Raw genomic sequence first — 19,823 nt, 5'->3', positions numbered from 1 at the left:
GCACGGTCGAAGCAGCGAGCCCCGTCGAGGCGGCGGGCGCCGCGGTGTGCGGGTGACCGCCTGGAGGCCCGGTGCCGGTCCGACGGACCGGCACCGGGCCTCCAGGGCGTCGCGACCACCGCGACGGGCGAGCGATCAGGCCGTGATGCGGCCCGGCAGCATGTCGGGCGTCAGCGAGTTCGCCTCGGCGAGCACCTTGCGGGCCTCGTCGGTCTTGTCCCACACGTTCCAGAGCAGCACACCCCGGACCGTGTCGTCGTCGTCCAGGTAGTAGACGACGCCGGTCACGGTGGGGTCCTGCCAGTCCTCGACCGTGCGGAGCTTCGCGCTGACCTGCCCCACGGCCTCGTACCCCATGTCGAAGACGTCGGAGTAGAACATCGGCGTGTGGTCGTAGGTCTCGTCGGCGTCGGCCAGGTTGCGGCCGGCCTGTCGACCCTGCTGCTGGGCGTTGTCGACGTGTTCCACCCGGCGTGTGCCGAGGATCCGGTCCGGGTACTCGGCGACGTCCCCGGCGGCGAACACGGAGTCGTCGTCGGTGAGCAGCGTCGAGGACACCACGATGCCGTCGCGGACGGTGAGTCCGGCGTCGGCGGCGAGCTGCGTCGCGGGCTCGATGCCGAGCCCGGCGACGACCGCGTCGGCCTCGACCACGGAACCGTCGTCGAGCGTCAGTCGCACACCGTCGGCCGTCTCGGCGCCCTCGGACACCCGGCGGCCGGTGCGGAGCTCGACGCCGTGGTCGACGAAGCGCTGCTGGAACGCCCGTGCCAGGTCGTCGGGGAACATCCGTCCGCCGACGATCTCGTCCGGGTCGACCAGCGTGACGCGTGCGCCGTTCTGCACGATGCCCGCGGTGATCTCCTGCCCGATGTAGCCGCCACCGACGACGGCGACGTGCGCTCCGGCGTCGGCGAGCTCGCGCAGGCGGCGGTAGTCCGACGCGCTGCGGTAGTCGAGCACGCGTGCCGACGGGGACAGCCCCGGCAGCCCGCGGGGCTTCCCACCGGTCGCGAGCAGGAGCCGCTCGTAGCCATGGGTCGCACCGTCGGCCGTCGTGACGGTCTTCGCAGCACGGTCGATCGCCGTCACCGCGGTGCCCAGGACGAACTGCGCCCCGGTCTCCTCGGTGTGCAGGTCGACCTTGTCGTCCCAGCTGAAGTCCGGGTCGGTCCAGAGCTTCTTCGAGAGCGCGGGCCGGGCGTAGGGGCGGTCGACGTCCTCGCTGAGGATCCCGATCGACCCGTCGGTGTCGAGCTCGCGGATGCCGCGGGCGGCCGCGTCGGCGACCATCCCGCCGCCGACGATGAGGTAGCGGAAGTCGGTCATGACGCCTCCTGGTTGTGCTGTGGTGCCACGATCAGATCGTCGCGACCGAGCCGGAGTCGACCCGGTAGTTGGCGCCGTTCACGAAGCTGGCCAGGTCGGAGCACAGGAAGGCCACGACGTTGGCGACCTCTTCCGGCTCACCGCGCCGCTTGAGCTCCATGTACGGCCGCTCCTCGTCGAGGAAGCTGCCGATGGCCTCGTCGAACGATGTGCCGCGCTGCTTGGCCCGCTTGTCCATCATCGCGTCGGTCATCGGCGTGTGGATGAACGCTGGCGAGACCGTGTTCACCAGCAGGCCCTCGGAGGCGTAGGAGCGCGAGAGCCCCTTGGCGAACGAGAGCACCCCGGCCTTGGCAGCGCAGTAGGGCAGTTCGTCGTCGTACGGTTGCGAGGCGTCCTCGGACACCAGGTAGACGATGCGTCCCCAGCCGCCCTGTCGCAGGTCGCCGATGAACTCGCGGGTGATCCGCACCGGCCCCATCAGGTCGATGTCGATCGTCTCCGCCCAGCCGGCCTCGTCGATCTCGTGGAACATGCCCTGGGCGCCGGTGACGCCCGAGGACTGCACCAGGATGTCGATCTCGCCGACGGCGTCACGCACCTTGTCGTGCAGGGCGGCGAGGCTCTCGGCGCTCCGGACGTCGGCGGCGAACGCGTGCAGCTTGCCGAGGGGAGCCTCGAGCTGGTCCGCACTGGTGTCGAGACGGCTCTGGTCGATGTCGGTGACGACCACGGTCGCACCCTCTGCCAGCAGGATGCGCGCCGTGTTCCAGCCGATGCCGGAGTCACCGCCGAAGACGAGTGCGGTCTTGCCCTGGATACCGAGGTCCACCCGGGCCCCTACGCGTGCGCCGACGCGTCGGCGACGGCGGGCGTGGTGGCGGACGCCAGCGGGGTGCTGGGCGCGCGGTTCTCGGCGGAGACCATCCAGGCGAGCTGCTCGAGGCGCTCGATGAAGCCGTGGAGCAGGTCCGCGGTCGTCGGGTCTTCCTCGTCGACCTCGTCGTGGACGTCGCGCATGGTGCCGGTCGCCTGGTACAGCCGGAGCGTGACCTGGTCGATGGCGTCGTGCGTGGTGATCTCGCCCGAGGGGAACGCGTCGAGGTGGCTGCCCGCGGAGACGGTCGCCGAGCGGCCGTCCGGCACGAGGTACAGCGCGCGCATGCGCTCGGCGGTGTCGTCGGCGAACTCGCGAGCGGCGTCGACGATCTCGTCGAGCTGCAGGTGGAGGTCGCGGAAGTTGGTGCCCAGGATGTTCCAGTGGGCCTGCTTGCCCTGCAGGTGCAGGTCGATGAGGTCCACGAGGACCGCCTGGAGGTTCTTGGCCATCTTGTCCGAAGCGTGCATGGTTGTGGCTCCTTTCGCGTCGGTGTGACCGTTCCGGTCTACGCGGTGCCGCAGTGCACGTTCTCAGTGCGCTCGGAGGCAGCGTCCCCCGACGACAGTCGGAGGCCTCGGCGCGACGGTGCTCAGTGCGACGGCGCGGGGTCGACCTGGTCGACCGCCTGGCGCATCTGCTCCAGGAAACCGGCGACGACCCGGGCCTCGGACGCGGGGAGTCCCTCGGCGATCGACATCATCCGGCGGTGCATCACGCCGAGCGTGGCGCGGACCTCGTCGTCGGTCTCGGTCGTCGGCGTGATGACGAGGGCCCGGCGGTCGGTGGGGTGCGGATCGCGGCGGACGTGGTTCGACTTCACCAGGCGGTCGATCAGGATCGTCGTCGACGCGGACGAGATCTTGAGGTACGCCGCGAGGTCCTTGGGGCTCACGGACGTGCCGGAGCGCTGCGCCTGCAGCAGGAACCGTACGGCGAGCAGGTCGGTCTCACCCATGCCCATCGAGTCACGGGTCCGGCGGCGCATGGCGGTCTCGGCGGACCGGTACCGGCGCAGGGCGTTCAGCACGGCGACCCCGCGCTGGGTCGCGTCGTCGTCCGGGAACCAGTACCCGGACGCCTCGGTGATCTCCTGCGTCGACATGGCGTTCAGGGTAACCCGTCTCGTATCTCGGTCGTCTAGCGGACTCCCGGGTTCCGCCACGACCGGTGCGTCCGCACCGTCCGATGCGTTCGCAACGACCGTTGCGTCCGCACCGGACGGACAGGAGGCCCGTGGCGGGATCGCCACGGGCCTCCTGTCCGGTGGTTCGTCGCGTTACGCGGCTGCGGACTCGTCCGTGCCGGCCGCGGCCTCGGCGAGCGCGGTGAGCGCGCCCTGCACGAGCGTCGTGACCTCGGCGTCCTCGCGCGGGTGGGTCTCGGCGAAACGGACGACCGACTGCGGGATGGCGACCTTGACGTCCTCCAGGACCTTCGCGCCGGCGATGCCGGCGACCTTGCGGGCGTCGTCGTGGGCCCAGACGCCGCCGTACTGGCCGAACGCCGAACCGATGGCGGCGAGCGGCTTGCCGGACAGCGGCGAGGCGCCGAACGGACGCGATGCCCAGTCGAGGGCGTTCTTCAGCACGGCGGGGATGGTGCCGTTGTACTCGGGGGTGACGAGCAGGACGGCGTCCGAGGCGGCGATCGCGTCGCGGAAGGCGACTGCCGGGGCGGGCGGGGTGTCACCGTCGATGTCCTCGTTGTAGAACGGCAGGTCGACGATGCCGTCGAAGGTGTGCAGCTCGATGCCCTCCGGCGCGTGGTGCGCGGCGGCCTCGGCGAGCTTGCGGTTGATGGAGTCGGCGCGCAGGCTGCCGACGAGGACGAGGACGTTCGTCATGGAGCTCCTTCTGTTGCGGGATGCTGTTGCTGGACGGAAAGGTGTCAGCAACAACCAATGCGATCGTAGGGGGCGCTATTCCCGGTCCGCTGAGTACGGTGGCGTCGTGACCACGCTTCGGACCCCGGCCAGCACGCCACGAACCACCGACCCGACCTGGTGGCGCGACGCCGTCGTGTACCAGGTCTACCCACGCAGCTTCGCCGACACGGACGGCGACGGACTCGGTGACGTCGCGGGCATCACGAGCCGGGTGCCGTACCTGGCATCGCTCGGCGTCGACGCGCTGTGGCTCTCCCCGTTCTTCCCGTCGCCCCTGGCCGACGGGGGCTACGACGTCGCCGACTACCGGGCCGTCGACCCGAAGCTCGGGTCCCTCGAGGACCTCGACGCGCTGCTCCGGGCCGCCCACGAGCACGACCTGAAGGTCATCGTCGACATCGTCCCGAACCACACCTCGGACCAGCACGAGTGGTTCCGGGCCGCGTTGGCGTCCGCGCCGGGGTCGCCCGAGCGGGCGCGGTACGTGTTCCGCGAAGGGTCCGGTACCTCCGGCGAACTGCCGCCGAGCGACTGGGTGTCGAACTTCGGCGGCAGCGCCTGGACCCGGGTGCCCGACGGGCAGTGGTACCTGCACCTGTTCGCCCCCGAGCAGCCGGACCTGGACTGGTCGAACCCCGAGGTCCGTGCCGACTTCGAGGACACCCTGCGCTTCTGGTCGGACCGCGGTGTCGACGGGTTCCGCGTGGACGTCGCGCACGGGCTGGCGAAGGACCTGTCGACCCCGTACCGGCCGTCGGACGAGCAGGACCTGCCGCTCGACGGCTCCGACCCGCTGTACGACCGTGACGAGGTGCACGAGATCTTCGCCACCTGGCGTCGGGTGCTCGACGAGTACGACCCGCCCCGCGCGGCCGTCGCCGAGGCCTGGGCCCCGGCACCGCGCCGCGTCCTGTACGCCCGGCCGACCGAGCTCGGGCAGGCCTTCAACTTCGACCTGCTCGAGGCCCCGTTCGAGCCCGATGCGTTCCGTCGGATCATCGAGCGGAACCTGGCCGCCTCGGAGCAGTCCGGCGCCTCGAGCACCTGGGTGCTCTCGAACCACGACGTCGTGCGGCACCCCACCCGCTACGGCCTGCCGGACGGCACGGACACCGATGCCTGGCTCATGACCGACGGCACGACGCCGGAGCTCGACCGCGCACGGGGGCTCCGCCGGGCACGAGCGGCCACCATGCTGATGCTCGCGCTGCCCGGGTCGTCGTACGTCTACCAGGGCGAGGAGCTCGGGTTGCACGAGGCCGCGGCGATCCCGCGCGACCTGCTGCAGGACCCGAAGTGGCTCCGCACCGGGCACACCGTGAAGGGCCGCGACGGCTGCCGGGTGCCGATCCCGTGGACGCGTTCCGGGCCGTCGTTCGGCTTCGGGGACGCCGCGCCGCACCTGCCGCAGCCGCAGGACTTCGGGGAGTCCTCGGTCGAGGCCGAGGACGGCGACCCCGAGTCCACCCTGTCGCTGTACCGCGAGGCGCTCGCCGCCCGCCGTCGCCTGCAGCAGGGGGAGGCCCTGACGTGGCTGGAGTCCGGCTCCGAGGTCGTCGCGTTCGCACGGAACGACGGGTGGCGGTCGGTGACGAACTTCGGCACGGCCCCGGTGCCCCTGCCCGACGGCACGGTCGTCGCCGCGTCCGGGCCGCTCGACGGGGTCGCGCCGGGACTGCTGCCGGGTGAGACGACGGTGTGGCTGGCCTGAGCGGTCCGGTTGCGCCGTTCTTCCTCCACAGCCCGGAGGCCCGTGGGGGCGTTCCACAGATCATCCCGCCGCCGCCCGGGGGTGACGTCCCGGTCGCGAGCATCGGGGCATGACAGATCCCAGTGCTCCTGCTCCAGCTCCTGCCCCTGATCGGCGGTCGCGCCGGTCGTTCCGGTCGCTCCGCTCGCGGGTCGTCCGCCGTGTCGCCGCGGCCTGCGCCACGGTGACCGCGCTCGGCGTGCTCGCGGCGCCCGCCGTCCTGCCGTCCGGGTCGAGCGCCGCGGCTCTCGACTTCCCGTACGTCAACCAGTTCTCCAGCGCGTCCGGCGGCGCCCTGCACGGTGACGCCGCGGTGTCCGGCGGGCGGCTGCGGCTCACCGACGACGTCCTGAACCAGGCGGGAGCGTGGTCGACCAACGACACGTTCCCGTCCGACACCGGACTCGAGATCGAGTTCACCTACGCGATGTACACCGCGAAGGACGACCCCGGGGCCGACGGCCTGCTGCTGTACCTGGCCGACGGTGCCGCAGCACAGGGCGTCGGGTCCTTCGGTGCCGGCCTCGGGTACGCCTGCCGCAAGGAAGCGACCGAGGGCGGCGGGCGGCAGTGTGACCTGCCCGGCGTGCCCGGGGGCTTCGCAGCCGTCGCGATCGACCACTACGGCAACTTCTCGTCGCGCATCAACGGCTCCGGTCCGGGAGCGCAGCCCGACCACGTGGTGGTCCGCGGCTCGGGCAACGGGACAGAGGGGTACCGGTACGTCGCCGGTGCGACCGCTCCCGGTGGCACGGTGACCTCCGGCTCGACGCCCCGCACGGTCCGCATCACCCTGCTGCCCGACGACGACGGCGGGCTCTCCGTCACGGTCCGGCTGCAGGCCGGCTCGACCATGCGCACCGTCCTCGACTCGGTGCCGCTGCACGGCGACGGCCAGGCTCCGTTGCCCAGCACGCTGCGCCTGGGGTTCGCGGGGGCCACGGGCAGCCACGTCGACAAGCACGAGGTCGACGCGCTCCGGGTCTGGAAGCCGGCCGACCTGTCCGTCGAGCACGACCTGCCCACGACCGTGACGGCCGGTGAGTCGCTCCGCTACACCGTGACGGCGCGCAACCCCGGCCCGAACGCCGCCGACCCGAGCCCACTGCAGGTCGACGTGCCCGACGGCGTCGAGGACGTCACCTGGACCTGCACCGCCGCCGAGGGTTCCGCCTGCGCAACCGGGTCGGGCACCGGGGACGTCGCGACCGACCTGTCCCTGCCCCGAGGGGGTTCGGCCGTCGTCACGGTCGAGGGCCGGGTGGCCGAGGGCACGTCCGGAACACTGGAGAGCGTGGCGACGATCGCCCCGCCGACCTCGTTGTCCGACACGAACGAGGCCGACAACACCTCGCGAGCGAGCACGACGGCGACGGCACCGGTCGTCGCGGCACACGTCGAGACCGACAAGTCGGTGTCGCCGTCGACCGTCCAGCCCGGCGACGAGGTCGAGTACCTCGTCACCGCCCGGAACCGGGGCCCGTCGGTGGCGCAGCAGGTCGGTGCGGTCGACGACCTGCCCGAGGCGATGCGGTTCGTGGGCTCCGACGACGGGTGCACCGCCGAGGGCCAGCGGGTGACCTGCAGCTCCGACGTGTCGCTGGACGTGGGCGAGACCCTGGACTTCCGGATCCGTGCCGCGCTCGATCCCGCGTACCGGGGCGACGGCTCCGACGTCGTGAACGTGGCCACCGCGACGTCGCCGACCGACCCGGACGGTGGTGACCCGTCCACCGGCGTCGCGATCGTCGTCGGCCCGGACGACGAGGCGCCGGAGCCGAGCCCTTCGCCCACCACCGGTCCGGTGCCGACGACCGGCCCCGCCACGGACGACGGGGACGGTGACGCCGGTGGTGACGGCCCCGCGCCGGACGGTCGCGACGACGGGGACAGCGGCGCCGGTGACCCCGCGGCCGGTCGTGGTCCGGGTGCCCCCGTCGGAGCCCTCGCCTACACGGGCGCCGAAGGACTCGGCCTCGCCGCGGCGCTCGCCGCAGTGGCCGCCGCGGTGGGCTCCGTGTGCTGGTGGCTCGCCCGACGTCGTGTCCGGCTGGGCGCCCCGGACGACGACCCGCAGCAGCCCTGACACCACGGGGACGGCACCGCAGGACGGTGTCGTCCCCGTGCAGGGGGGTGTGGACGTCCACAGGGGGTCGAGTCCGCTCCGGTCGGGCGTTCACCACACCGGCGGTAGGATCGGATCCACGATCCGCATGCCCGAAAGAGGTCTCGTGTCCGACACCGTGGACGACGCCACCACCGTGGAAGAAGCGACCCAGCGCGCGCGGTACTGGCCGATCCCGATCCTCCGAGCGGTCCCCGCTGCGATCGTCGCGATGGTGATCACCTTCTCGACCAACCACGCCGCGGGCTACGGCCTGCTGCTCTTCGGCGGCTTCGCCCTGGTCGAGGGCCTCGTGCTCCTGTTCGCCGGGATCTCCCGACTGCCCCTCGACGGTCGTTCGCGTCGCACGACCCTGCTGCAGGCCGTCATCACCCTGCTCGCCGCCGTCGCCGCGATCGCGTGCAACGGCTTCGGGCTGCCGGCCTTCATCACGGTCATCGTCGCGTTCGCGGTGCTGACCGGAGCCCTCGAGCTGTCGCAGGGGCTCCGGGCCCGGCGGCGTTCGCCCTTCGCCCGCGACTGGACCACGATCGGCGGCCTCACGCTGCTGCTCGCGGTCGCCTTCCTCGTCACCCCGCCGGACTACTCCCAGCAGCTCGGTGGCGTGGAGAAGGTCACCGGCACCCTCGACGCCTCGATCGTGCTCGTCGGCCTGCTCGGCGCGTACCTCGCCATCACGGCCGTCTTCCACGTGATCGCCGGCCTCTCGCACAAGTGGGGCACGGCCACGCCGGCCGTCGCCCCGGACGGAGCACCACACGCATGACCACCCCCAGCCGACGTGACCGTCTGCGCCCGGTCGAGCTCCTCGGGATCTCCGCGATCATCGCGGTGTTCACCGGGCTCGTCGTGCTGTTCTCGACGCGGGAACTGCAGCTGGCCGTGATCTTCCTCGGCGTCGCGTTCATCGTGGTGGTCGTCGTGCTCGCGATGCTGCAGCTCGCCTCGTCGAGTGACCAGGACGACAACGACATGCTCGGCGGACACAAGACGCCGGCCGAGGGCGACGGCGACGACTTCCACTGAGTCCCGCCGCTGACGGCTGACGGCTGACGGCTGACCCCCAGTCCTGGGCGGACACGCCCGAGGTCACGAATCCGGAACGGTCCTGTCAGGATCGCCTGTCCTGCCGACACCTCTGAGTGAAGGGGGTGGGATGTGGATGTGACGACCGGCACCGACACGGACGAAGGACTCGTCCGTGCGATGGCACAGGGAGACACCGGCGCGCTCGCCCGGGCGTTCGACCGGTACGCCGCCACCCTCACCCGCTACGCGTGGGCGCTGGTCGACGACCGGTCCGACGTCGAGGAGATCGTGCAGGACGCGTTCCTGACGCTCTGGCAGCGCGCCGCGACCCTCGAGCTGCCGGCGGACACGGTGCTGCCGTGGCTGCTCGTCGTGTGCCGCAACCACGCCTTCAACACCGGGCGCAAGCAGGCCCGGCGCCGCACGGACGAGCTCCCGGAGCACCTCGCCTCGCCCGCCGACCACGACGAGGCCCGCGAGACCCTGCGCTGGGTCCGCGCCGAGATCGCCGCGCTCCCGGACCTCGACCGCCGCATCTGCGAGCTCTGCCTGCTCGAGGGGCACTCGTACGCCGAGGCCGCCGAACTCCTCGGACTCACGGTCGGCGCGGTCACCCAGCGGGTGTCCCGCAACCGTCGACGACTCAAGAAGGTGGTGATGCACGATGAACACTGAGCCTCCGCAGGGAGACGACCTGCAGCGCATGCTCGTCTCGATGAAGCAGAACGTCCTCGAACGTGCCACCCCGCTCCCGAAGCGTCGTCGTGGCCGGTCCGGGATAGTCATCGGTGTCGTCGCGCTGCTCGCCGTCGGCACCGCCACCGGCGCCGTCGCCCTGACCCTGTCGCAGCAGAACGCCGACCCGGTCGCCGCTCCCACCCAGACCCGGCAGCCCGAGCCTGCGCCGTCCTCCACGACGCCGAGCTCCGCCCCGATCACGGGTGCCCCGGTGCCGAAGCCCACCCCGACGTCGACACCGACCCCCGTCGCGGCGACGATCCCCACGGACTGTCGCGCGCTCGTCCCCGCCGAGGACTACGACCGCTTCTTCGGTGACACCCCGCTGACGCAGGCCGACCCACCGTCGGGTACCGATCGAGTGCCGGATGGTCAGGACCCGGAGGGCACCCAGTCGAAGGTCTCCTGCTCGTGGCGTGACCCGCGCGCGGACGTGTCCGGGATCGAGGTCCGGGCCGGGACCGCCACCGAGGCGACCATCCAGCGGGAGATCGAGGAGTTCCCCGCGTACGACGGCGGCGGGACCTGCACGGAGCGTGACGGCGGAACCTTCTGCCAGTCCCGCGGGATCGTCGAGCCGTACGGCGTCGAGAAGGCCTACACGTACTTCGCCCGCGGTGACACCTGGATCACCATCGAACAGACCAACGTCCCGACCGACGGGCTCCTGCCCGCCCTCATCGCGACGTTCTGGGGGGACTGACGGACTGGAGGCACGTGGCGGACCCGACCCGTGCCTCCAGTCCGTCGGTGGGGCCGAACCCACCGCCCCGCGTCACCCCACCCGCGCCGCAACGATGTCGCGCGCCAGCGTCCGGACCGCGCGGCTCGGCTCCGGGGACGTCCGGACCGCCAGACCGATGCGGAGCGGGTCGACCTCGTCCTCCAGGTCGAGCACCGCACCGTCGTACCGCACCCCCGAGTCCGGCACGACCCCGACTCCGAGCCCGGCCGAGGCGAACCGGATCACGGCGGGCATGTCGTTCATCTCCGCGACGATGCGCCGACGGATCCCGAGCCGCTCGAGTGCCCCGTCGAGGATGATCCGGTTGCCGAACCCGTGCGCCGTGTCGATGAACGGTTCGTCGGCGAGTTCGGCGAGCGACACCGACGACCGGCCGGCGAGCGGGTGGTCCGCCGCGGTGAACACCCGGAACGGCATCTCCCGCAACGGCTCCACGACGACGCCGGCGGGCACGGTGGGCAGGCCCGTGTAGGCGATGTCGAGCCGCCCGGCGACCAGGTCCTGCACGAGGCCGGTCGTCCCCGACGGCGAGGTCATCAGCTCCACGGCGACGAGCGGGTGCTGCCGCCGGAACCGCTGCAGCACGCCCGTGAGGTCGACGATGTCCATGCTCGTGAAGATGCCGAGCCGCACCCGACCCCGCAGGTCGGCGTCGTCGGCGGTGGCCAGGTCACGCATCCGGTCGAGGGACTCGAGCACCGCGCGGGCATGGGGGAGCAGGTCCTCGCCGGCGGGGGTCAGCACGAGCTGTCGGCCGGTGCGGTCGAAGAGCCGCACGCCGAAGCTGCGCTCGAGCGAGGCGATGCCCGCGGACACCGTGGACTGCGCGGCCCAGAGCCGTTCCGCCGCCCGGGTGACGCTGCCCTCGGCGGCGACGGTGACGAACTGTTCGAGCAGTCGGGTCTCCATCGTCCGAGTATCGAACAGATCGATCGTGCACATCAAGCGCATCCGTTGGACTCGATGCACCGCGAGCGCGATCATCGGAGCATGTCAACCGTCACCGACACCCCGACGGGCACCGTCCCCGCCACCACCGCCGCTCCCGCATCCGCGAGCGACCGTGTCGTCGCCCCGCGCGGACGCCGTGTCCACACCCGTCGGCGCCACGGTTTCGGCTTCTGGGTCGTCGCCTTCGCGTTCCTCGCGGTGATGGCCTTCGCGACCGTCCCCGCACCCCTGTACGTCATCTACCAGGCCCGCGACGGCTTCCCGACCTTCACCACGACGGTCATCTTCGCGGCGTACGGGGTCGGGGTCGTCGGGTCGCTGTACCTGGCGGGACACCTCAGCGACGTGCACGGACGCCGTCCGCTCATCCTGGTGTCGATCGCCCTCGAACTCGTCGCCGCCGTGCTGTTCCTGCTCTGGAACGACGTCACCGGCCTCATCGTCGCCCGGCTCGTGACCGGCCTCGGCGTCGGGACGCTGACGGCGACCGCGACGGCACACCTCGGTGAGCTCCGGGTCCGTGCCACCGGGTCGAGCGACTCCGCGAAGGGCGCGAGCGTCGCTGCCGGGGCGGTGAACCTCGGTGGCCTGTCGCTCGGCGCCCTGGTCGGCGGAGCACTCGCCGAGTTCGTCGGGCAGCCGCTCATGGTCCCGTACGTGGTGTTCGTGATCGCGCTGGCCGTCGCGTTCGTGCTCGTGCTGGCCGCACCGGAGACGGTCGACCGTCCCGAGCAGCCCGTGGCCTACCGCCCGCAGCGCATGCAGGCGCCGGAGGGGCAGGGTGCCGCGTTCTGGGCCGCCGGGGCAGCCGCCTTCGCCGCACTCGCCGTGCAGGGGCTCTTCACCTCGGTCGCGCCGAGCTTCCTCGGTACCACCTTCCACGTCACCGACCGCCTGGCCGCCGGCGCCACGACCTTCGGGGTCTTCGCCGCGAGCGCGTTGTCGCAGATCGTCTTCGCCCGACTGTCGCAGCGGGCGCAGATCCGGCTCGGCATGGTGCTGCTGGTCGTCGGGCTGGTCGTCCTGGCCGTCGCCGCGGTGCTGCTGCAGGTCGCCGGGTTCATCGGCGGCGGGGTCGTCGCGGGTGCCGGCGTCGGCCTGCTGTTCCGTGCCGCGATCGGCAGTGCCGCAGCACTCGTCGGACCGGAGCGTCGGGGTGGCGTGCTCGCAGCCACGTTCCTCATCGCCTACGCCGGGCTCACCGTGCCGGTCGTGGCCGTCGGGGCAGCGCTGCTGGTGATCCCGACGCTGCCCGTCCTGATCGGGTACGTGGTGCTCGTCGCCGTCCTGGCCCTCGTCGCCGGCACCCGGCTGGCCGCGCGCGCCTGACGGCGGGCGGGCTTGGCGTCCGCCTCCCGCACCCGGAACCGGGTTCCGTCCTCCGTGATCCGGCCTGGAGGCGCGACCCACCTCCGGCATACTGGGCGCGTGCCCCAGAACCGCAACCGTCCCGTGATCACGGGGATCGCGGCCGTGGTGGCCGCGGGTCTCCTCGCCGGCGGGCTGTTCCTGACGGCACGGCAGGGCGCGGACGACCCGACCATCGACGTCGGCTCGGCCGCGCGGACGCCGAGCGACGCGTCGACCGCCACCGGCGACGGCACCGTCACGATCACCCGCATGGGGCCGGACCTGCCCGGGTCCGCCGCCCTGGCGCGGTGCGACAGCACTACCCAGGCCGCGGTCGCGCAGTACGAGACCCAGGCCCTGGGCCGCGTCACCCTGCAGTGCGGCACCGCGGCCCAGGGGTACGAGCACATCCGGGTGCGCCACACCGCTGACTGGCGCGACGTCGTCACCGGGCACGGCTCGCGCGACTGGGACGACGCCATGCTCACGGCGGTGCAGACCGCGCTCGAGGACCCCCGCCCCGGGTTCCCGCTCGACGTCGGCGACGGCAAGGTCTGCTACGCCGCACCCGTCCGGTTCGACGACGGTTCGCGCCCCGACGACGAGCCGTGGGTGAAGGTGATCGTCTCGGCCACCACCGACCGGGTGATCACGGCGTACCCCACGCGCACCGACGACTGCTGACCCGGCACCCGCGGACACCCGTTCTGCGACAGACCACGCGTCGATCACCTGGTGGATCGTCGCGGAACCGGGGCGCTGACGCCCGCACGCCCGAGCGCGGGACCCTACGCGTGCACCTCGTACTCGTGCCGCCGGTGCGACACCGGCTCCAACTGGAAGGTCGAGTGCTCCACCGGCACGTCGAAGTGCTCCGCCACACACCGCTGCAGCTCGTCGAGGATCGCAGGGGCGTGCGCTGTCGAGAAGCAGTGGTCGTCCACGACCACGTGCGCGGTCAGGTTCGGTACCCCGGTCGCCACGAGCGTCGCGTGCAGGTCGTGCACCGCGATGACGTGGTCGAGCTCGAGGATGTGGCCGCGCACGTCGTCGAGGTCGAGCCCCGGCGGCGTCGACTCGAGCAGCACGTTCGCGGTCTCACGCAGCAGCCGGATCGCTCGCGGCAGGATGAGCAGACCGATCAGGATCGCGGCGACGGAGTCCGCCCGCTCCCACCCGGTCAGCATGAGCACGATCGCCGCGATGATGACGGCGACCGACCCGAGTGTGTCGTTGAGGACCTCGAGCCGGGCGGCCCGCGAGGTGAACCCCTCGCCCGATGCCCGCAGCAGCACCGCGTAGGCCACCAGGTTGCCGACGAGGCCGACGATGCCGAACACGAGCAGCGGCCCGGAGTGGATCTCCTCCGGCACGACGAGCCGCTGGGCCGCCGAGATGATCACGTAGACCCCGACGGCGAGCAGGATGGCGGCCTGTGCGGTGGCCCCGAGGACCTCGGCCCGCTGGAAGCCCCAGGTGCGCTGCGCGGTCGGGGACCGGCGGGCGAGCCGCGTCGCGACGAGCCCGATGCCGAGTCCGCCGGTGTCGACGACCATGTGCCCGGCGTCGACGAGCAGCGCGAGCGAACCGGTGACCACGGCGCCGACGACCTCGGCCAGCAGGATGCCCGCCGAGATGCAGAACGCGATGAGCAGGGCGCGCTCCGAGGCGTGCCCGACGCCGTGCCCGTGGTCGTGTCCCATGTGCGACATCGTAGGGATCCGCACCGACGACATGCCAGGATCGAACCGTGAGCCGGTCGCGCTGCGCCTGGTCCCCACGCGTGTGACGCTCGTGGAACGATTCGATGACGAAGCCGACCTGCAGCGCGTGTCCCTGGTGCTCGCGGCACCGGTGGTCGGCACGCTGTACCGGTACGAGGGGGCGTTCCGGTACGAGATCGCGCCGGACACAGAACGGGGATGAGATGAGCGACCAGAAGGGCCGCGTCGTGATCGCGGGAGCGAGCGGCTTCGTGGGGCAGTACCTGCGGGACGCCTTCACGGAAGAGGGCTACCAGGTCGTCACGATCGGGCGGACCGGCGACGCCGTGTGGGGCAACACCATGCGCATCCGGGAACTCGTCGACGGCGCCGCCATCGTCGTGAACATGGCGGGCAAGAGCGTCAACTGCCGGTACGGCCGACGCAACCGCGCCGAGATCATGCGCTCGCGGGTGGACACCACGCTCGAGCTCGCCGAGGCCATCCGGACGTCCGAGCACCCGACGCCGCTGTGGTTGAACGCCTCGACCGCGACGATCTACCGGCACGCCGACGACCGCCCGCAGGACGAAGCGACGGGGGAGATCGGCGAGGGGTTCTCGGTCTCGGTGGCGCGCGCGTGGGAGGACGCCTTCTTCGGCGCCGACCTGCCCGGCACCCGTCGTGTGGCACTCCGGATGGCGATCGTGTTCGGCGACGGCAGCGCCCTGCTGCCGCTCCTCCGGCTCGCCCAGGCCGGCCTCGGTGGGCCGCAGTACGACGGGCCGTGGGTGCCGACCCGATCCCGGCTCCGCGCCGGCACCTACCACCACCACCGGCCCACCCACGGTCGGCAGCGGTTCAGCTGGGTGCACATCGCCGACGTCCTCGGGTCGATCCGGTTCCTCCGCGACCACCCGGAGATCGAGGGGCCGGTGAACGTGTCGAGCCCGAACCCGTCCGACAACCGAACCGTCATGGCGACCATCCGCGACGCCGTCGGGCGCCGGTTCGGGGTGCCGACGTTCCGGTGGATGCTCGAGCTCGGGTCGTTCGTGATCCGCACCGAGACCGAACTCGTGCTGAAGAGCCGGTGGGTGGTGCCGACCCGGCTGACCGAGGCCGGCTACGAGTTCCGCTACCCGCACCTGCGTGGGGCGCTCGCCGGGATCATCGCGGAGCGTCGCCAGCACCGGGGCTGAGCACCGGAACCGGGACCCCGTCGATCGGGGCCGGGGCCGGTGCCGGGGCCGCGGCTGGCGCCGGGTACGCTCCCGGCCGTGGCCCGCGGGCCGGGCGCGACGACCACAGCACGGCGGCCACGACGACCGCGCCGGCGAGCACCTCGACCAGGTCGGGCACCTCGCCGAAGGCCGCCCACGACGCGAGCACCCCGACCACCGGCACGAGCATCGAGAACGGTGCGACCGTGCTCGACGGGTAGGCCGCCAGCAGCCGTGACCAGATGCCGTAGCCCACCAGGGTGGCGACGACCACGATGTACAACAGGCCCAGGTCAGCGGGCAGCGCGGCCGCCGTGAACGCCGAACCGAGTGCGGCGCCGATGCGGTCCGGCCCCTCGACCACGAGCGACAGCACAACCATCGGGACCGGTGGCACGACGGACCACCACAGGGTCAGGTGCAGCGGGTTCGCGGCTCCCGCTCGTCGGGTCGCGACGTTGCCGATCGCCCACCCGAGCGCACCGCACAGTGCGAGCACGACCGGCAGCAGCGCGGCGGTCTGCGAGCGGTGCAGGGCGATCGCGGCGAGGGCGGCCACGGCGACGGTGACCCCGACGACCTGCCGTCCGGTCAGCCGCTCGCGCAGGAACACCCCGGCCAGCACCACCGTGAACGGCGCGGAGGCCTGCAGCACCAGCGAGGCGAGCCCCGACGGCATGCCGGACGCCATGCTGAGGTACAGGAACGAGAACTGCAGCACCCCGAGCCCCAGGCCGACGAGCAGCAGCCGCCCGAACGGGATCCGGGGCCGCGGCACGAACAGCAGCGTCGGGACCGCCAGGATCGTGAACCGCAGCGCTGCGAGCAGGAACGGCGGGAAGTGCTCGAGCGCGAGTGCCGTCGCGGGGAAGTTCAGTCCCCAGACCACGGCGACGACGACGGCGAGGAGGCGGTCTCGGGCGGTCATGCTCCTCATCGTCCCGGGCACGACGTTGTAGGTCCATCGAAACCTTCGCGAACCACGATGTAGGGTCCCTGCATGGTCGACTTCGACGTGCAGCTGCTGGCGGTCCTGCGGGAGCTCGCCGAGCGGGGGAGTGTCACCGCCGTCGCCGAGGCCACCCACCGCACACCGAGCGCCGTCTCCCAGCAGCTGCAGACCCTGCAACGGCAGGTCGGGGTCCCGCTGGTCGAACGCGTCGGCCGCGGGGTCCGGCTGACCCCGCACGGCGAGGTGCTCGCCGGCCTCGCGTCCGGGGTCGCCACCGCCATCGCGCGGGTGGACGCCGCCTGGCAGGAGCACCTCGGCGGCACGACCGGACCGGTGTCGCTGGCGATCTTCCCGTCGGCGGCGGAACTGCTGCTGCCCGGCGTGCTCACCCGGATGCAGGCACACCCGGGCATCGCGCTGACCCTGGTCGACGTGGACGTCAGCGAGGGGGAGTTCGCACCGCTCGCCGCCGACCACGACGTGGTCGTCGGGCACCGGTCCGACGGCGTCCGCCCGGCCGACCAGGGATCGGTCGACACCGTGCCGCTGCTCCGCGAACCCCTCGACGTGGCCCTGCCGCCCGGGCACGCCCTGGCCGGCCGCGCACGCGTGGGCATCGACGAGGTCGTCGGGGAACGCTGGATCGGCGTGCCGGAGGGCTACCCGATCGACCGGGTGCTGCACGCGATGGCCGCGGCGACGGACACCCCGCCGAGCGTCGCGTTCCGCACGATCCACCTGCCGGTCATCGAGAACCTGGTGGCGGGCGGCCACGGCATCGCACTCGTCCCGCGGTACACGTCGGGCACGCGGGCCGCCGGGCGCTTCCACCTGGCGGAACTCGCCGACGTCCGTGCCGGACGCCGCATCGAGGCCCTGGTACGCCCCGACCGTGCCGTCCGTCCCGTGGTGCGCACCGTCCTGGAGGCGCTGGTCGCCGTCGCCCTGGACGTCACCACCTGAGACGGTGGCGCCCACTGCCGGGCGCACGCCGCGCCTCCAGGCCGCCTGTCAGCGCACCTGGAACGTCAGCGAACCTGGAACGTCAGCGCACCTGGAACGGCGTGCCGAGCGGCAGGCGCTCCGCCAGCGCGGTGATGTCGGCGTTGTGCATGCGGATGCAGCCGTGCGAGGCGGCGGTGCCGATGCTCGACGTGTCCTCCGTGCCGTGCAGCCCGATCTGGCCGGGGCCGCCGCCGAACGAGTTGAGCACGTCCGAGAACGCCGTCGTGCCGTACGCGTACGGGCCGTAGCCCTCGTTCGTCGGCGCGAGCAGCTCGGTCAGGGCGAACCGACCGGTCGGCGACGGGGTGCCACCGGTGCCGGTGGCGACGGGGTAGCTGTCGACGACCTTGCCGGCCTTGTACAGGTCGAGGGTGTTCGTCGAACGGGTGACGACGATCGCGTACGGGTCCTCGGACAGGGTGACGGCGCTGGTCGGCACCCAGCCCGTGCTGCCGTTCGGGCGCTGTGCGAGCTGCACCTCGGCCCAGCCGTCCTGCTGGTCGACGACCCGGAGGACGAGCGGGGCTCCGGACGCCTGCGGGTTCTCGAGGGTCTGCGTCGCCTTGCCACCCGCGCTCGCGCTGACCGGGACGGACGCGCCCGTTGCGGCAGCGACCGTGGTGCTGGTCGGGGCGTCGATCCCGTCGACCGGTGCTGCCGATCGGGTCGGCTTCGGCGTCGTCGGGGTGGGGGTCGGTGCGGCGGCGGACCGCGTGGGGGTCGGGGCGGGTGCGGCTGACAGGGGGCCGAACGCGACGAACGCGACGGCCCCCGCACAGACGACGGCCACGGCGGCGGCGATCACAGTCGCACGCCGCCGTGGCTCGGTCGGGAGGATCGGCAAGATCAGCCCGTGAAGGTCGCCGTTCCGGGCACCGGGACGGCAACCGGAGCCGTGCCCGGGTCGCCGGCGGCGGCCGGGTCGGCGATGAAGGAGCCGTCGGCCGAAGCGGTCTGGCTCGAGGATCGGCCTTCGAGCGTGGCGGTGTACGCGCCGGCGCTCACGGCACCCTCGGGCAGGACCACCACGACGACGACGTCGCCCTCATCGTCCGCCACCGAAGCATTGGTGCGGATCGAGTAGGTCTCGCCGCCCTGCGTGACGGTCGCCGCGACGGACTCGTTCGGGGCGAAGCCTGCACCCGTCACCTGGAATCCGGTGAGGGTCTGCGAAACGCGCAAGGACGTCGGCGCGTCGGCGGTCGCGGTGGGCTGCGGCGTGAAGTACGTCGTGGTGTCGTCGACGCGGAGCGCGGAGATCGAACCGCTGGCGTCGGCGGCGAGGGCCTGGCCGTTGACCTCGAGCGGCGAGGCGAGGCTCTTCAGCTCGGTGCCGGGCACCTCGGCGGTCGGAGCCGGAGCGCCGTTCACGGTCGGGGCCGGGGTGGGCTGGTCGGTCGGGGCCGGCGTCTCGGTGGGCTCGGTCGGCGGAGTGGTGATCTCGCCGGCGATGTCGAGGCCGACGTACACGACGTAGCCGACGACCTCGGCGTCCGCGTCACGCAGGTCGGCGGCGAGCTCGGCCGACGACTCGACGTCACCGGTGGAGGGGTCGATCCAGTTCTTGGTGCCGTCGACGCTCGCGCCGCCATCCGTGACGGGCTCGTCGGTGGCGAAGACCACGGACTGCGCGGTGGAGTCGCCGCCTGCCTGCACGGCGAGACCGAACGACGTCGCCCCGGTCGTCGTCATGCTGATGCCGGAAGCGAGGGCCGGGACGGCGCTCGGGGCCACGGGCTTGTTCAGGCCACGGATCAGTGCAACGGCTTCGCCCTCGGAGACCGACAGGCCGTCCTCGTCGATCGTGGCGTGGTCGGTGATCGTGCCACCGCCGCCCACGTCGGTGATGTCCGCCCAGTACCACTGGTCGGTCAGCGGGAACGTGCCGGTCGGCGCGGCCGTGAAGTCGTCGGCCGAGTCGGTCCAGGTGACGATGGCCGAAGCGGAGCCGTCCGTCGACAGGGCGGTCGAGACCGTCGGGACGAGGGCGGCGGAGACGCCGAGCACGGTGGCGCCGACGGCGGCCGCGGTGATGCGAGAACGAAGCACGGTGTGGAGATCCATCCGGTCAGTGGACAGGGTGCATCCACTGCGACGCCCCCCGTGCTGAGATGTACTCAGCAGCTCCAACCTATCGAACCGCTCAGGTTTCCGCATC

At 72.4% G+C, this 19,823-nt stretch carries 21 protein-coding genes; 11 read left to right on the top strand and 10 right to left on the bottom strand.

The features are described 5' to 3' along the window. Nucleotides 1-135: 135 nt before the first annotated feature. The 5 genes from H489_RS25290 to H489_RS25270 all read right to left on the bottom strand — a co-directional run bounded on the left by H489_RS25290 (nucleotide 136) and on the right by H489_RS25270 (nucleotide 4,052). Entirely contained in the window at nucleotides 136-1,329 is a 1,194-nt protein-coding gene (locus H489_RS25290; RefSeq protein ID WP_017886497.1) for an NAD(P)/FAD-dependent oxidoreductase, read from the bottom strand. A gap of 31 nt (nucleotides 1,330-1,360) precedes the next feature. After that, complete coding sequence (locus H489_RS25285) at nucleotides 1,361-2,161, bottom strand: SDR family NAD(P)-dependent oxidoreductase (RefSeq protein ID WP_017886496.1); 801 nt, start codon at nucleotides 2,159-2,161, stop codon at nucleotides 1,361-1,363. Nucleotides 2,162-2,169: 8 nt separating this feature from the next. Next, nucleotides 2,170-2,676 (bottom strand): Dps family protein, encoded by a 507-nt coding sequence (locus tag H489_RS25280; RefSeq protein WP_017886495.1) that lies wholly within the window; start codon nucleotides 2,674-2,676, stop codon nucleotides 2,170-2,172. A gap of 122 nt (nucleotides 2,677-2,798) precedes the next feature. Beyond that, on the bottom strand, nucleotides 2,799-3,311 hold the full coding sequence (locus H489_RS25275; RefSeq protein ID WP_017886494.1) for a MarR family winged helix-turn-helix transcriptional regulator: 513 nt from the start codon (nucleotides 3,309-3,311) through the stop codon (nucleotides 2,799-2,801). Nucleotides 3,312-3,485: 174 nt separating this feature from the next. Next, nucleotides 3,486-4,052 carry an NADPH-dependent FMN reductase gene (locus tag H489_RS25270; RefSeq protein ID WP_017886493.1) on the bottom strand — a complete coding sequence of 189 codons (567 nt, stop codon included), beginning with the start codon at nucleotides 4,050-4,052 and terminating at the stop codon, nucleotides 3,486-3,488. Between the two features lie 106 nt (nucleotides 4,053-4,158). Here H489_RS25270 and H489_RS25265 point away from each other — a divergent pair, with 106 nt between their 5' ends. The 6 genes from H489_RS25265 to H489_RS25245 all read left to right on the top strand — a co-directional run bounded on the left by H489_RS25265 (nucleotide 4,159) and on the right by H489_RS25245 (nucleotide 10,439). Then, the gene (locus H489_RS25265; protein WP_017886492.1) at nucleotides 4,159-5,805 is read left to right on the top strand and encodes a glycoside hydrolase family 13 protein; all 1,647 of its coding nucleotides are present in this window, start codon (nucleotides 4,159-4,161) and stop codon (nucleotides 5,803-5,805) included. 109 nt (nucleotides 5,806-5,914) lie between these two features. Continuing rightward, nucleotides 5,915-7,930, top strand: a complete 2,016-nt coding sequence (locus tag H489_RS0118610; RefSeq protein WP_139179715.1) for a lectin-like domain-containing protein — start codon at nucleotides 5,915-5,917, stop codon at nucleotides 7,928-7,930. Between the two features lie 145 nt (nucleotides 7,931-8,075). Then, nucleotides 8,076-8,735, top strand: coding sequence for a DUF308 domain-containing protein (locus tag H489_RS25260; RefSeq protein WP_017886490.1), 660 nt, complete (start codon nucleotides 8,076-8,078; stop codon nucleotides 8,733-8,735). Further along, on the top strand, nucleotides 8,732-8,995 hold the full coding sequence (locus H489_RS25255) for a hypothetical protein (RefSeq protein ID WP_017886489.1): 264 nt from the start codon (nucleotides 8,732-8,734) through the stop codon (nucleotides 8,993-8,995). Before H489_RS25260 ends, H489_RS25255 begins: the two co-directional genes overlap by 4 nt. Before the next feature lie 138 nt (nucleotides 8,996-9,133). Further along, complete coding sequence (locus H489_RS25250; protein ID WP_017886488.1) at nucleotides 9,134-9,673, top strand: RNA polymerase sigma factor; 540 nt, start codon at nucleotides 9,134-9,136, stop codon at nucleotides 9,671-9,673. Beyond that, nucleotides 9,663-10,439 carry a hypothetical protein gene (locus tag H489_RS25245; protein ID WP_139179716.1) on the top strand — a complete coding sequence of 259 codons (777 nt, stop codon included), beginning with the start codon at nucleotides 9,663-9,665 and terminating at the stop codon, nucleotides 10,437-10,439. The genes H489_RS25250 and H489_RS25245 overlap by 11 nt, the downstream gene beginning before the upstream one ends. A 72-nt stretch (nucleotides 10,440-10,511) precedes the next feature. Here the strand turns inward: H489_RS25245 and H489_RS25240 are convergent, their stop codons facing one another. Next, nucleotides 10,512-11,390, bottom strand: coding sequence for a LysR family transcriptional regulator (locus H489_RS25240; protein WP_017886487.1), 879 nt, complete (start codon nucleotides 11,388-11,390; stop codon nucleotides 10,512-10,514). 81 nt (nucleotides 11,391-11,471) lie between these two features. Between H489_RS25240 and H489_RS25235 the strand changes: the two genes are divergently transcribed. Next, entirely contained in the window at nucleotides 11,472-12,761 is a 1,290-nt protein-coding gene (locus H489_RS25235) for an MFS transporter (RefSeq protein ID WP_017886486.1), read from the top strand. Nucleotides 12,762-12,860: 99 nt separating this feature from the next. Then, nucleotides 12,861-13,466: a hypothetical protein gene (locus tag H489_RS25230; protein WP_017886485.1), complete on the top strand. Its 606-nt coding sequence runs from the start codon at nucleotides 12,861-12,863 to the stop codon at nucleotides 13,464-13,466. A 104-nt stretch (nucleotides 13,467-13,570) separates the two neighbouring features. Here the strand turns inward: H489_RS25230 and H489_RS25225 are convergent, their stop codons facing one another. Beyond that, entirely contained in the window at nucleotides 13,571-14,485 is a 915-nt protein-coding gene (locus H489_RS25225) for a cation diffusion facilitator family transporter (RefSeq protein ID WP_017886484.1), read from the bottom strand. Here H489_RS25225 and H489_RS25220 point away from each other — a divergent pair. After that, entirely contained in the window at nucleotides 14,484-14,708 is a 225-nt protein-coding gene (locus H489_RS25220; protein WP_017886483.1) for a hypothetical protein, read from the top strand. The two genes, H489_RS25225 and H489_RS25220, sit on opposite strands and share 2 nt — an antisense overlap. A 1-nt stretch (nucleotide 14,709) precedes the next feature. Further along, on the top strand, nucleotides 14,710-15,687 hold the full coding sequence (locus tag H489_RS25215; protein ID WP_017886482.1) for an epimerase: 978 nt from the start codon (nucleotides 14,710-14,712) through the stop codon (nucleotides 15,685-15,687). On the opposite strand, the gene H489_RS25210 is transcribed toward H489_RS25215, so the two are convergent. Then, nucleotides 15,656-16,636, bottom strand: a complete 981-nt coding sequence (locus H489_RS25210; protein WP_017886481.1) for an EamA family transporter — start codon at nucleotides 16,634-16,636, stop codon at nucleotides 15,656-15,658. The genes H489_RS25215 and H489_RS25210 overlap by 32 nt on opposite strands. Before the next feature lie 72 nt (nucleotides 16,637-16,708). Here H489_RS25210 and H489_RS25205 point away from each other — a divergent pair, with 72 nt between their 5' ends. Beyond that, nucleotides 16,709-17,623, top strand: a complete 915-nt coding sequence (locus H489_RS25205; RefSeq protein ID WP_017886480.1) for a LysR family transcriptional regulator — start codon at nucleotides 16,709-16,711, stop codon at nucleotides 17,621-17,623. 82 nt (nucleotides 17,624-17,705) lie between these two features. On the opposite strand, the gene H489_RS25200 is transcribed toward H489_RS25205, so the two are convergent. After that, nucleotides 17,706-18,470: a L,D-transpeptidase family protein gene (locus H489_RS25200; protein WP_017886479.1), complete on the bottom strand. Its 765-nt coding sequence runs from the start codon at nucleotides 18,468-18,470 to the stop codon at nucleotides 17,706-17,708. Nucleotides 18,471-18,511: 41 nt separating this feature from the next. Then, entirely contained in the window at nucleotides 18,512-19,729 is a 1,218-nt protein-coding gene (locus H489_RS25195) for a hypothetical protein (RefSeq protein WP_017886478.1), read from the bottom strand. Between the last annotated feature and the right edge of the window lie 94 nt (nucleotides 19,730-19,823).

Source organism: Curtobacterium flaccumfaciens UCD-AKU, assembly GCF_000349565.1.
GTDB lineage: Bacteria > Actinomycetota > Actinomycetes > Actinomycetales > Microbacteriaceae > Curtobacterium > Curtobacterium poinsettiae.
The sequence above is the reverse complement of the archived record's forward strand: the minus strand, read 5'-3'. Positions and strand labels throughout refer to the sequence as shown.

Bases quoted from the DNA above. Each gene is read 5' to 3' on its own strand.
- H489_RS25270 (WP_017886493.1), bottom strand. From the start codon at position 4,052: ATGACGAACGTCCTCGTCCTCGTCGGCAGCCTGCGCGCCGACTCCATC.
- H489_RS25240 (WP_017886487.1), bottom strand. From the start codon at position 11,390: ATGGAGACCCGACTGCTCGAACAGTTCGTCACCGTCGCCGCCGAGGGC.
- H489_RS25210 (WP_017886481.1), bottom strand. From the start codon at position 16,636: ATGACCGCCCGAGACCGCCTCCTCGCCGTCGTCGTCGCCGTGGTCTGG.
- H489_RS25205 (WP_017886480.1), top strand. From the start codon at position 16,709: ATGGTCGACTTCGACGTGCAGCTGCTGGCGGTCCTGCGGGAGCTCGCC.
- H489_RS25220 (WP_017886483.1), top strand. From the start codon at position 14,484: ATGTGCGACATCGTAGGGATCCGCACCGACGACATGCCAGGATCGAAC.
- H489_RS25290 (WP_017886497.1), bottom strand. From the start codon at position 1,329: ATGACCGACTTCCGCTACCTCATCGTCGGCGGCGGGATGGTCGCCGAC.
- H489_RS25235 (WP_017886486.1), top strand. From the start codon at position 11,472: ATGTCAACCGTCACCGACACCCCGACGGGCACCGTCCCCGCCACCACC.
- H489_RS25280 (WP_017886495.1), bottom strand. From the start codon at position 2,676: ATGCACGCTTCGGACAAGATGGCCAAGAACCTCCAGGCGGTCCTCGTG.
- H489_RS25225 (WP_017886484.1), bottom strand. From the start codon at position 14,485: ATGGGACACGACCACGGGCACGGCGTCGGGCACGCCTCGGAGCGCGCC.
- H489_RS25255 (WP_017886489.1), top strand. From the start codon at position 8,732: ATGACCACCCCCAGCCGACGTGACCGTCTGCGCCCGGTCGAGCTCCTC.
- H489_RS25245 (WP_139179716.1), top strand. From the start codon at position 9,663: ATGAACACTGAGCCTCCGCAGGGAGACGACCTGCAGCGCATGCTCGTC.
- H489_RS25195 (WP_017886478.1), bottom strand. From the start codon at position 19,729: ATGGATCTCCACACCGTGCTTCGTTCTCGCATCACCGCGGCCGCCGTC.
- H489_RS25275 (WP_017886494.1), bottom strand. From the start codon at position 3,311: ATGTCGACGCAGGAGATCACCGAGGCGTCCGGGTACTGGTTCCCGGAC.
- H489_RS0118610 (WP_139179715.1), top strand. From the start codon at position 5,915: ATGACAGATCCCAGTGCTCCTGCTCCAGCTCCTGCCCCTGATCGGCGG.
- H489_RS25215 (WP_017886482.1), top strand. From the start codon at position 14,710: ATGAGCGACCAGAAGGGCCGCGTCGTGATCGCGGGAGCGAGCGGCTTC.